The sequence below is a fragment of the Gemmatimonadota bacterium genome (assembly GCA_009838845.1).
GTDB lineage: Bacteria > Latescibacterota > UBA2968 > UBA2968 > UBA2968 > VXRD01.
This window is the reverse complement of sequence record VXRD01000029.1, coordinates 17,082-28,876: the sequence shown is the minus strand read 5'-3', so window position 1 is coordinate 28,876 and position 11,795 is coordinate 17,082. Positions and strand designations below refer to the sequence as shown.

The 11,795-nt window shown below is 51.0% G+C and carries 8 protein-coding genes; 1 reads left to right on the top strand and 7 read right to left on the bottom strand.

Going from position 1 to position 11,795, the window contains the following annotated elements; all coding sequences use genetic code 11:
• Positions 1 to 8: 8 nt before the first annotated feature.
• From rhaM to F4Y39_04465, 4 genes are read right to left on the bottom strand one after another with little or no spacing between them, the layout of a single operon-like run.
• On the bottom strand, positions 9 to 323 hold the full coding sequence (rhaM, locus tag F4Y39_04480; protein MYC12964.1) for an L-rhamnose mutarotase: 315 nt from the start codon (positions 321 to 323) through the stop codon (positions 9 to 11).
• A 34-nt stretch (positions 324 to 357) separates the two neighbouring features.
• On the bottom strand, positions 358 to 2,457 hold the full coding sequence (locus tag F4Y39_04475; protein MYC12963.1) for a hypothetical protein: 2,100 nt from the start codon (positions 2,455 to 2,457) through the stop codon (positions 358 to 360).
• A 43-nt stretch (positions 2,458 to 2,500) separates the two neighbouring features.
• Positions 2,501 to 4,735 (bottom strand): hypothetical protein, encoded by a 2,235-nt coding sequence (locus F4Y39_04470; GenBank protein MYC12962.1) that lies wholly within the window; start codon positions 4,733 to 4,735, stop codon positions 2,501 to 2,503.
• A gap of 24 nt (positions 4,736 to 4,759) precedes the next feature.
• Positions 4,760 to 6,763, bottom strand: coding sequence for a hypothetical protein (locus F4Y39_04465; GenBank protein ID MYC12961.1), 2,004 nt, complete (start codon positions 6,761 to 6,763; stop codon positions 4,760 to 4,762).
• A gap of 38 nt (positions 6,764 to 6,801) precedes the next feature.
• On the opposite strand from F4Y39_04465, the gene F4Y39_04460 reads away from it, so the two are divergent.
• Positions 6,802 to 8,226 carry a sulfatase-like hydrolase/transferase gene (locus F4Y39_04460; protein MYC12960.1) on the top strand — a complete coding sequence of 475 codons (1,425 nt, stop codon included), beginning with the start codon at positions 6,802 to 6,804 and terminating at the stop codon, positions 8,224 to 8,226.
• Between the two features lie 24 nt (positions 8,227 to 8,250).
• Here F4Y39_04460 and F4Y39_04455 read toward each other — a convergent pair whose 3' ends face one another.
• The 3 genes from F4Y39_04455 to F4Y39_04445 form a co-directional block, all read right to left on the bottom strand.
• Positions 8,251 to 9,177 (bottom strand): hypothetical protein, encoded by a 927-nt coding sequence (locus F4Y39_04455; GenBank protein ID MYC12959.1) that lies wholly within the window; start codon positions 9,175 to 9,177, stop codon positions 8,251 to 8,253.
• Positions 9,178 to 9,424: 247 nt separating this feature from the next.
• Positions 9,425 to 11,005, bottom strand: coding sequence for a hypothetical protein (locus tag F4Y39_04450; GenBank protein MYC12958.1), 1,581 nt, complete (start codon positions 11,003 to 11,005; stop codon positions 9,425 to 9,427).
• Complete coding sequence (locus F4Y39_04445; protein MYC12957.1) at positions 10,999 to 11,673, bottom strand: sigma-70 family RNA polymerase sigma factor; 675 nt, start codon at positions 11,671 to 11,673, stop codon at positions 10,999 to 11,001. The genes F4Y39_04450 and F4Y39_04445 overlap by 7 nt, the downstream gene beginning before the upstream one ends.
• Between the last annotated feature and the right edge of the window lie 122 nt (positions 11,674 to 11,795).

Genomic DNA, 11,795 nt, shown 5'->3' with positions numbered 1-11,795 from the left:
ACACTCTGCTAATCCTGGTGAAAAACTTCCTTCAGCGGTATGCAGACCGGCGAGTTGTCGGGGTTGGTATCCATGATATCGGCCATGTAGGCCCACCATTGCTTGACGATTGCGGTCTCCGGCAACTCATCTGCAGTATTGTCGTCGGATAGCTTCTGCACGGCAAAGAGTGTCAGTGTTTCTTCATCGAGAAAAATTGAATAGTCCGAGACGCCAGCTTTGCTCAATTCTTCAGCCAACTCCGGCCAAATTTCATCGTGGCGCTTTTTGTACTCGGCCTCGTAACCGGGCTTTAGCTGCATCTTGAAAGCATTGCGTTGCATGATATTTTACTCCTGACTTTGAGGATGAAGGGTGTTAGCATTCGTCCCTTAAATTATTGTTAAAGTCGAGGTTGAGTCTGTAATCGCCTTTGCAAATTTCAATCTGGCCGCTATCATAATTGGATTGGATATAAGGGCTGTCGAAAACTTTTGGGTGCTCATAATCGACATACTTTCCACCAATTGTAGGCACATCGCTTGTATTGGCCGCATTAAATACTATTTCTGCCATTTCAGGCGCGGCACTCTTGTAAACGACAACAATGCCTGTTTCTCTTGTTACCACGGTTCTATAGAGTGTGAGTTCGCCCTGCAAAATCATACGCTTAAAATTTTCCAATGTTGGGTGATCTGCCTTGCGACCTGCTTCTATCAGAACGGGACTGTATCTGTTGGTCAGTTGCAAAATCGTCTGATCGTTATTGAATCTATAGCTGTCGTTTCTAAGAACCACGTTGCCCCGGTATCTATCGGTCCCTTTTGCCCAGGCTTTGGCATCGGCCTCTGCTTCCAAAAGAATAACCCGTATTGCCACATAGACATTTCTCTTCTCTGCAAATATCCATCCATCTGTTTCATCAATACGATCCCATCCGTTGCCTAAGAATAACCCGAATTCCCGATCATACCGATTGTCATTGGCTGGATACCAGTCTGGATTGGATTGTGCCCAACGTCTTCTTTGTTGGGTGATCAGCACTTGCTTATGCTGGACGCTGTGATACACCAATTCCATATCGTAGATATTTTCACCTTCGCATTCTCCTTCTGGCGTATCCAGTGCAATGGTTGCCAGACGGGTGTTGGGATCTTTGGTCACCAGACCTTGCCAGCGCCCGGCGGTTGATAGGTGGTTGTAAAGCGCATAAGGGTGATCCATCTGAGTACCCAGCACATAATCTGGCGTTACCCATGTGTATTTGACAAACCGCGATGGCGTATCTCCCATCACGGTGCGCTCCGTGCCCAATGGACGAGGGCTGGTAGGTTCTTCTTCTCCAATGCCCCGAGAGAGATATGCAAATGACCCGAGCCCTTTTCGATCCAGAGCTAATTCCCATACGATTCTTGGCCAGGCATAGTCGCTTAAGAGTTGTTGCGGATAGTTGAACGAGGTTTTGCCCTCACCACCCAGGTAGAAAATGGCAAGATCCGACATAGAATCGTATCCACCAGCAGTCTTGTGGTGGCGCGTTTTGGGACCACCTCGTAAACCTGCAATTTGTAGCTGTGCCCAATCGGCCCACATCAGATCTAAAAACATGCCAATTTTCTTTTTTAGCCCCTCATCACCACAGAAATTGTAGAGCATAAGAATATAACTGATGGTGTACTTCATATAGGTAGGCGAACCATTTTCAAGAAAGAATCCCCGCTTTGCACGCTCAGTGAAATAGTCATTGAGATAGGGCAACCAGGCATCGTAATGATCGGCTGCGTTATAAGATTTTCCGTCCGCCCAATTTGCGCGCCCACCACCGTGTCGATCATTGCTGCCCTGCCCACAATAGCCCGACTCGCCATATCCGATGCCATCTCCATAACCGAGGTCGGGATAAATGCGGTCAACATACTCGGGTTCATTGGCAAAAATACGCGCACTTAAAAGATTACAGGCTTTTGTATTCAGGTCGTGATTCTCACTACCCGCGATCCACCAGGTGCTCTTTTTTGCGACAGAAATATCATTCTTGTACCTGGTTCGCGCCCATAGTAAAGTCAGCAAAATTCGCTCTGTTTCAGGCGTGAGTCGATTTGGCATCTGTGTACTTTTAGACCCAAACCAATTGTAGAATGTAATTAGCCTTGGATTGCGCCACAGGCTGTAGAGACTCTGCCCGGGTTGTATGCCTTTCTCCTCACATTCTGCGAGGTTTGCCAGTTCGGTTTGAAAATCTATTGTCAATTCTTTGTTGACTTCGTTTAGATTTTGGTTGAGCCACATCTGATCAAACATCTGACGGTCTTTGCCCGAGAAGTCTGATTTTGCACCTGCTTCAAAGGCTTGTTGAATGCGTTGTGGACGCGTTTCCAATTCTTCTGCCATTAATTCGGTGATACGCTTGTCGGCGGGTGAATCACCAAATTCCAGAAGGGATCGAAACCAACTGTTTTTAGCATCTGCTTCGGGCATATTATTTCTCTATTGGAGCCATAAGGAGGTATCTCATTTGCGCTCACGCTGAGCAGTCCCCGGCGTCTGTTGTACCGGTATCAAATGCCCATCCATCCCACATATTGTCAACGGTCGCTGGCACATCCTCTCGAAAGTTCCGGGTATCGACCCACCACTGACGGTTTGGTGCCGGTCCGTGCGACAGGTTAAAATATGGCGTCATACCATCTCTTTGATACTCACAAGGAACGACGAGACGCACGACAGGGCGATCGCGGTCAGCAGAGCGATTGACACCTCCCCCGTGAATAAGGCGAGGATGCCAGAAAACAACGTCCCCTGCTTTGCCGGAAAACTCCACTGGCGCAATCTCTCTCAGCACATTGTCACGGGCTTTGCTATATGGCTCTGCGAGGTCGGGGTCAAGGGGACCGTAAACAGTAGTGTGATACAGGTGACTCATGTAATGTGACCCCGGCCAGATTGTAAAGCCACCAGAGTGCGGAGGCACCGTATCTACAAAAACCATTGCAGACAATTGAGCCGCTGTATGGTCTCCATGGGGGGCCAAACGACTTTCTGAATTTGGTGGTTTTGGAAATATACAATAGACCCCTCGCACCCGATTTGCACGCTTAACCGGGTCGCCGATAAACAATGAAACCAACTGCCGCATACGTGGGTGGTTGGCGATCTTATCGACAAAAAAAGGCTCTGTACCAATTTTACGCGAGCGCATCTTCCATGTGCCGCGCGAAAAGTGCCCTGCCTGTTCGGCATCCGCCTCTGTCCACTGTCCGTGTGGTGCATCGAACCACGTTTGCACATCGTCGCGTTTGACAATCTCACGCGGCACATTTTCCCACACATAATCCACGATCCGGTCAAATGTCTCCTTCTCTTGCAGAAACCCACGTTTCACAAGAAAACCATTCTCTTTGAAAAACGCGACTTCGACTTCACTGAGGGTTGGGGTTCCGTTCACAAATTCTGGATCGGGCAAGAGAGCGGGGTCTCCGTTCGCTAATTCTGGATCGACCAATACATGGGGATCACGGATGACGACGTCTTCGGAAATTCTGAGCGCGTGTAAACCGCTTCCTTCAAATGGCGGTACCAAAAGATTGTAGATTTGTTGCGCTTTCTCTTTCTGATTCACGCATGCCAATTCGGCTTTCACAGGCTCAAAATCCATATTTAAATAAAGGTAAGCGGCGAGCCTCAGACATCTAAATGCGGGCTCCCCAGAAAAGGGTTGAATCTGTGGAAGCGTCCACTCGCGATCGCCCGTCCAGTAGGGATAAAGCCAATCAAAGGCGCGTCGCATGGATCGCCCATCGGTAGATTCAAAATTGGCGAGATCAATACCCCACTGTCGGCCAATCTCAGCGAGTTCTAAAAGAAGCTCCAAATTCATACTCGCGTATCCAAGTGCCTTTGTGCGTGCGAGTTCCAGAGGCTGTTGACCATCTGGCTCAATCTGAGCAGCAATCCTTCTTTCTCCCACCCCTTTTAATATCATTCGCGCAAGATCTGATTGCCCCACAAAAAGCGCGAATGTCACAACCTGAATATCATAAGAACTCGAATGGTTATTGCCATGACGCGCTTCGTCAACCCCATAAGGATGCTTCAACATCCATTCGAGAAACGCGTGAAACCAGGCCTGCAAATCTTCCATATCTTTTTGGGACCAGTTCCTGTAGTCGCGCAAAAAACTGACCGCAGGGAGCATCTCGCGTGCAAATGCAGCCGTCTCAATAAGCCCGATACCTCGCCCTTCGCATATCCCGGGTATGGCCTGCCCAAACAAAAGGTTTGGGTTCATCCTGGTTTCGGGATTCATAAACCATGTTCGCAACAACAATGCAGCCTGAGCAGCGTAGTCTTCTCGATGTGTAAAACCATACGCTAACCCCAGCGTTTTCACCGTTGAAATGAATTTTGCCAACAAAGGGCGGTCCGTTTTTTCAACCTCGGGATTGACCTCGCCATCTCGTCGGATATAAGGCAAACCGTCAGGCTTATCGGGGTCTGGCCACCAGTAAGGTCCAACACTCATGTAATCGTGTTTGTCACCACTGGCAGGCAAGATCGGTTTGTTCACAATGGTCAGCGGTTCCTGCTTCAAAGCGGCATCCGCTTTCACAAGCAGGGCTTTAAGGGCTTGCCCACACGGGTTATCTTCCCGTTTGCTCAACGAGCGCGCCCGCTTGATATAATCGGGATCTACTGTAAATATGGGTTCAGCAGGTGAAAACGCCTTGAGCAGATCAGCTTCTTTGTCCGGATACATGTGAATACTCCTGTTTTAAGTTGGTTATTGTAAATCGATTTCCAGTTGCAAATAATCGTACATAACGCCAAAGTGAGGGTAGTTCTGTCGTTGCCCGCGGTGTTGTTTCCGTGGGAGGAGGTCGAGCGTCAACACATTCTCTCCTGTGCGCAACAGCGACGCATCAAACGCGATAAAGTGCTCGCTGAAGCGCCCGTAGATGCCACTGCGGGGAAGCGCACTGTCGTTCTCCAAACCGGTAATCTTATCCAGAGGTTTGCCATTGAGGCCGATAGCGATTCCCCCATCGCGATTTACCGACGCCAGAGCGATTGTGAGGGTCGCGCGCCCGGACATTGGCTCATCGCATTGAAATCGAATCTTCCAGGTAGGTAGTCGCCAGTTGCCTTCTCCAGTCCGGTCAGCAGGCTGTATGCGGGGTTGCCATCCGCCTTTTTCTTCCCAAATTGCCATATGTGCATAATTCCAGTCGCTTCGCTCTTTGCTCTTTCCGACCGCGAAATCGACATCCTCGGGAAAATCCTTCTGGTAATTGAACCATAGCCCCCAGTGGCGATGGTCATCTCCGCGTCGAAATTCAGCAGCAGTTCGGTCTGGTTTTCCGACACGCCAGAGCAACTTGCCGAAAGAACGGGGTGACCACTGCAGACTGCCGAGTTTGACTTCGCCGGTTGCGTCGATCGTGACGTCATCTTTTCTAAACTCACCAATCATGTCAGGGGCAAATGCATAAAGCGTATATCTTCCTTTTCGGACAGCCGGTATTGCATAGGAACCATCAGCCGCCATCCTGGCGCGGTAGATGTAGTTCTCTGCGCCTTGCTGCTGCCAGTTCAGTCCTCGATATTCCTGGGGCCGCGCCAGAACGACCCATCCATTGCTGTGATGTGTTAGACCCGTATCTTTGAATTGTCCCGTAACCACAGCCCTGTCGATCGGGTACTCCGGATGTTCCAGCCAGCTGTAGGGCCAGCGCTTTCGATGTTTTTCACCCTCGCGCTTTGCATCATACCACAAATGCCGGGCATCTTCACCTTTGTTCATATAAACAAAAACCGGTCCGAAGATCTTCTCCCATTTACCGCTGACGTAATCCCCTCTGCTGCCGTAGTGGTGAGAATAGAGCAGCTTCAGGATGATTGGCCCCCGATCAGTCGCGTGGCTGGTATTGTGTTGTTTTGTCGGACCGCCGCAGAGGTATTCATTGCTCGGCGAGACCATCCACACGCCCTGCTTTCCATTGTGCAAACCGTGTACAAGAGCCTCCTGAGTTGGAGATGACCAGTTATACTTTGTATCCACTTCTCCCGATTGGAGCGCATGTGTGGCATCCATCACCATGCCCTTTGCGCTGGATATTGCCTTGCTATCCGGAATCACACCAGAGAGCTTGTCATTGACCCTGATATTCACCATCGAATCGTTTAGGCGCATCCCAAAACGAAGCTGTGTCAGTACGGCGTCGCCCGTATCCCCGGGTTTGCTGGCTACAACATAATAATAGAACCCCGAATCACCCGCTCTCAGGACATAATGGAGCTCCATCTTGAACGGGAAACCTGCGGGTTGTTTGGGGGTGAATGAAATATCGACCATTTCCGGATTATTGACGTGGATGTTGAACTCAGGGCTTTGGTCGCGCAAAAACTTTGCCTTCACGTTCGACTCTTTGCCCGCCATATAATTTGTATCCGTATCATCGACATAACTGGCCAGGATGGTGAAATATCCGAACTGTTTGGGAGATAGGAGAGAGTCCCCCTGATGCGCCAGCGAGATAATCCGTCCCGTAGATTTTTGGATGGTCATCGAGACGGAACCATTCTCAAGGATGATTCTATTGCCAGATTCAACAAGCATCGAAGCCTCGGCGAAAACCGGCGTGCTGATCATACACTGTATGGATATAAGCAGAATGCACGCCGCGAATCTGCCAAATCCAATCTTTTTGAACATTTTGTGTCTTGCTATGAGGCGTTGCACAACGAAATGTCTTGATTGAGGTTCATTTTTGTTTGTACTATGCATATACGCAGTAGTTCTACACTCACACGCAACTCGAAACAATGGGAAGAATACATATGGCACAAGAACGACCACACATACTCATTCTCACGGCGGACCAGCTACGGGCGGATTCTATGGGCTGCGCCGGTCATCCGCGGGTCAAAACGCCGGTCATCGACTCGCTTGCCAACGACGGCATGCGGTTCAGCAATTGCCACACCGTGTCGCCGGTCTGCCAGCCGTCGCGCGTGTCGTTCATCACTGGCACCTATCCTCACAACCACGGCATCTGGTACAACCGCGGCGAACTGCCGATCAACTACCCGACGCTATTCTCCCAATTGCGAGACGCTGGCTACCACACGGCAACCGTGGGCAAGTCGCACCTCTGGAGCCACAGAAAGGTGTCTCATTTGCGCGAAGGCGAGCCGTATATGCAAGCGCTCGGCTTTGACGTCATCGACGAACTCGGGGGACCGCGGGGGAGTCTTAACTCGGACTCGTACTTCACCGACTACCTGCGCGAGAAGGATCTGTTCGAGCTCTTCGTCAGCGATACGCGCGAACGGGTTCGCGACCCAAAGCTCGTCAAACCGGCGGTGTTTGAGGAGGACGACCACATGGACGGGTACGTGGGCAGGCGCTCGGTCGAGTTCGTCGATTCTGCGCCCGGGGACCGTCCGACCTGTCTGTTCGTCAACTTCCCCGGACCTCACGACCCCTGGGACGCGCCGGGGAAGTACGCCACTATGTATGATCCGGCTGATTCGCCGCCCGCCATCGGCGTGCCGCCGCGACCCGCCACGCTTCCCGACGAAGTCGCTCAGAAGGAGGACTTCAAGACGGAGCCGGGTCTGACCGCTGAAATCGCCGCCGCGATCCGGGCAAATTACGATGGCAAGATCACATTTGTCGATCACTGGTGCGGTGAGATCCTTGCGGCATATGAACGGCGCGGCTGGCTCGATGATCTCTGTGTCGTGTTCTGGTCCGATCACGGCGAAATGACCGGCGATCACGGCAGGGTGTTCAAACGCACCTTTCACGAATCTGCGTTGCGAGTCCCCCTGATCCTGCGCTGGCCCGGACGGCTACCGTCCGGTACCGTATGCGATGCGCTGGTGGAAACCATCGACGTCGGCCCTGCCTTGCTGGAAGCCCTGGGGCTCGACCAGTTGCAGATGTCCCTTGGGCAGTCGCTGGGGCATTTGTTCGCGGAGCCGACCGCGCACCACCGCACCGAGGTACTGTCAGAGATTTTCTACGGCGGTTCGCGCAATACGATGGTGAAAACCGAACGCCACAAGTACGTCATGGATCAGCACGGCAGGGGGTACATGCTGTACGATATGCAGCAGGACCCGGATGAGCAGCACAATCTGATCGGCGATCCCGAGCATCGGGATACGGAGAACGAGATGCGGGACACACTGCTTCGCCGCCTCGCGGCCAGCGCGTTTGTCATGGACAGCGTGAACCTTTGAAAACAGCCTCCGAGACCGGCACGTCTAATTAGCAACGACTCTCTGATCAGAAGTCCGCGTTTCGCTTTTTTCATCCCCAAAAGCCGCATTGTCTTCGTCATAATACCTGTTGTATCGTATGTTATTCCCTCCGCTTACCCACACGGCGCGAAACAGCGTTTGTCGTTTTGGTGGCATTGTAGCAATCACTTCTTTGGGTACGCTGCGACCTCCCCATCTGCTGTTTACGGCATTGTAGAGGTGAAACAAGCTCAACCGCTGGCGATGCTCGTTTGTCCACAGAGTACCGGTATGGCATAGTGCTTCTGTGAAGATCAGCGCAGAACCTGCAGGACATGTATATGTATCCCAAATTTCGCTCTCGCGGTTGCTCAATGACTCGGGTCGTTTAAATGCTGCCTTGTGGCTACCAGAAGCCAGCATGGTGCCCCCGTCACCTGGTTTGATCTCATTTAATTCCCAAACCACGCGTGTCAATCCTGAATGCACCTTACCCGGAAGCATCTGGTAGATGTGTGAATTTCCGATGAGATTGAAATAGCCGCTGCCTCCGTGAGGCTTGAATTGATCGTATCCCGCCTCGCGATAGTCAGTGCGTGTGCGCTCAAATGTAAACCCATAACAGTCCTCGGTTGCCAACTGCTGACTTGCAACAATCTCATTCAAAATCCCGACAATCACGGGATGATCCAGCAGTGCTTGAGAAGGTCCTCCTACTGGATTCCGTTCTTCTGGTGGAAGCGACTCAGGCTCCTTAACGAGCTTCATCTGGTGTTCGTGAATCTCTGCCAACTGATCGCCCTCAATCAATCCCGGCAGGCAAATCCAGCCCTTCATATCAAACAGGTACTTGTGCTCTTCGGTCATGGGAATGACCGGGAGCCCATCGGCATTGGTTGTCGGTAACATTTTGCCCGCATCAGGCTCCAGGTTTGGACGGCCTCGATTCATAGCACCTAACTCCTTTCTGTTATTGCGGTTTTCCTTCAGGTTGTTGAGATAAGGCATGTTAATACCTTAATCGCTTGCTGGCAATTCAATTTGCTGGGTGTTCTGAGCCTGATGTCAAAAAAAGCAGGGAGTTGACATTTCCTTTGCAGGGTTTGCGTGAATGCTCAAAATGTAGTCACAAAAAAATGCCAATCAGCGATTGGCATTTTTTTTTATGTATTACGCCATAAAAAACCGACCGGAGGCATCAATCCGAATTGCGCTGCACCTGATTGATGCTACCGATAAATCCAAATGAGCCTAAGGGCACGTCGTCGTGGCAGCCATCCAGAATTTGCCTGCACCCTTCAAGCGTATCTTGCAGAGCCACGGTTTCGCCCGGCTTGCCTATCCAAGATTCTGTACCGTGATAGGGTTGTGTGAGAAAGAGGGCCAAACGCCGGGCGCGTAATGCAAGATCTTTTATATTTTCATCAATCAGGCTTTCAACCAAACGCCCTTCTTTGAATGCCGCTTGTAGATTCTGGTTATCGTATTGCACAAGCGTTTGTCTCACCTGCGCCACCGTTTCTTTGTGAGCCATCTCAAGCCGGTTGTCACTCAGAAGGATTGAGCGCGACCGCTGAGGATCAATTGCTGGATACAGAGCCTCCTTGGCTCGGTGACCGCTCATGGCAATAACAGCATCTAAAAAACCGAAAGTATCACCATTGAGATCTGAGGGTTGACATCCCCAATAGAAGGTGGTAATGGCTGCTTCTGGTGTGACGAGCGCGCGCGATCTGAGAAATGGGATGATGCCTTTTTTTTGCGCCAATCCAGCTTCTACGATCAGTAGGACATTATGGCCCTGGTTGTGAAAGCCGTCGGCTATGGTCAGGCCTGTTTCAACAACATGGTGGTGCCTGGATTCAGCGTCTTTTTCACGAGCCAGTACGAAGACGGTGTTCTCTTCTAGCAGCTTGCCATCACAAACGAACTCCCGCCACTCTTTAAACTTCACCGCTGGATCTTCTCCGGCAAATCCCACAAAAACGATTCGGCCATTATGTTGCGCAATAAAGTTGCGGGCAATCTGCTCACCCAGCATCAGTACGCCCACACCAATGCACTTCTCCACACCAACGTGACCACCCCGCTTAAATGGCGCAAAAAGATCTACGGCCTTAATGCCGGTTTCAAGAATCGGCAAAACAGCGTCTTTAACCCCACCGCATACAAGCTGTTGCTCCGAATCGCTTATTGGATCTTCGCCGTCTATGGGTGCGCAGTCTGCATCTATCATGCGTCCGAGAACCGAAGCACCGGCAATGACTGAGCGAGATTGAGATACAGGTTTTGTTTTTTTCAATGGTTTGCGTACGGGAACACTTGGCTTTTTTGCCCCGCGCTTCACCAAAAGATTCACCAAATTCTGGCGGCCCTTTAGCACTGCCCAGTCAGTGGCGGTATAGCCTTTTGCATCTACGGCCTCGATTTCGGCATTTGCATTGAGAAGCAGTTCTACCAGGACCTCGTCGCCGCGCATCACTGCGCGATGCAATGGCGTGTGTTTACACCAGCCTCTCGCTTCGACGTTGGCCTTTCTGTCCAGCAGCATTTGAGCCATCTGGTGCTGTCCCTGCATAACTGCATTCAATAGTGGGGTGTTTCCGCCCTTGTCTGCGGTGTTTATGTCTACCCCATGTTTGAGCAATAGATCCACCATGGCCTCATCACCGACCGATGTCGCCCATGTCATGGGTGTCGTTCCCGGGTTGACATTCTGGTCGGCGCCTGTCCACCAATCGGCTTCAGCCTGGGCGAGTGAAGCATCGGCGTCTAACAATGTTGAAGCTGTTTCAAAGCGATAAAGAATCGCACTCTCGTAGCAAACGATTCGTCTGGTTGGTTTTGTTGCAGTGTTTCTTTGACCATGTTCTCCATCCTTTTTTTTAGCCCTTTACGGGCATCGTAAAGTCGTTTCCCAACGGTTCCGACCGACACACCCAAGAACTTCGCGATTTCCTTTTGTGAATACCCCTCCAGGTAGAAGAGGGCAATGGCTTCGCGTTGTGCGCTCGGCAAAGCATTAATGGCGTCTCGCACTTCATGTCGAGTTTGCTGTTGGGTGAAAAGCACCTCTGGATTGGGCAGATCTGAAGGCAGGGTTTGAATCTCTGCTGGATCCATCACCAGAGGCCGCGACTTGCGCAGTTGGCGGTCGCTGTGTTTAACCACAAAGCGGCGAAACCAGGCCGGAAACGCAGCGGGTTCTCGCAAAGTATCCAGGCAGAGAAAAGCCTCAATAAAAGCTTCCTGTGCGGCATCCTGAGCCAGGTGAAAATCGCCGGTCTGAGCATAAGCGCTGGCATATGCCATGCTCTGGTAACGAGAAACAATATGCCCGAAAGCTTCGCTTTTGCCCAACTGAGCTGCTCGAACCAGGGTGTCTAACTTTTTTGTCTTTGGTGTTTCCATAGATACTGTAGAAGGCCTCCTGTATTTAAGTCCCATTTGGGTCAAAAAATATTACATGGTCAAAGAAATTATTTTTGAACACGGTTTGTTTTCAAACAGAGAGAATTTGCCCACGAGATTGATTAAATGCGTGTGTGAAGAAGATGAGGCAGGTTTGG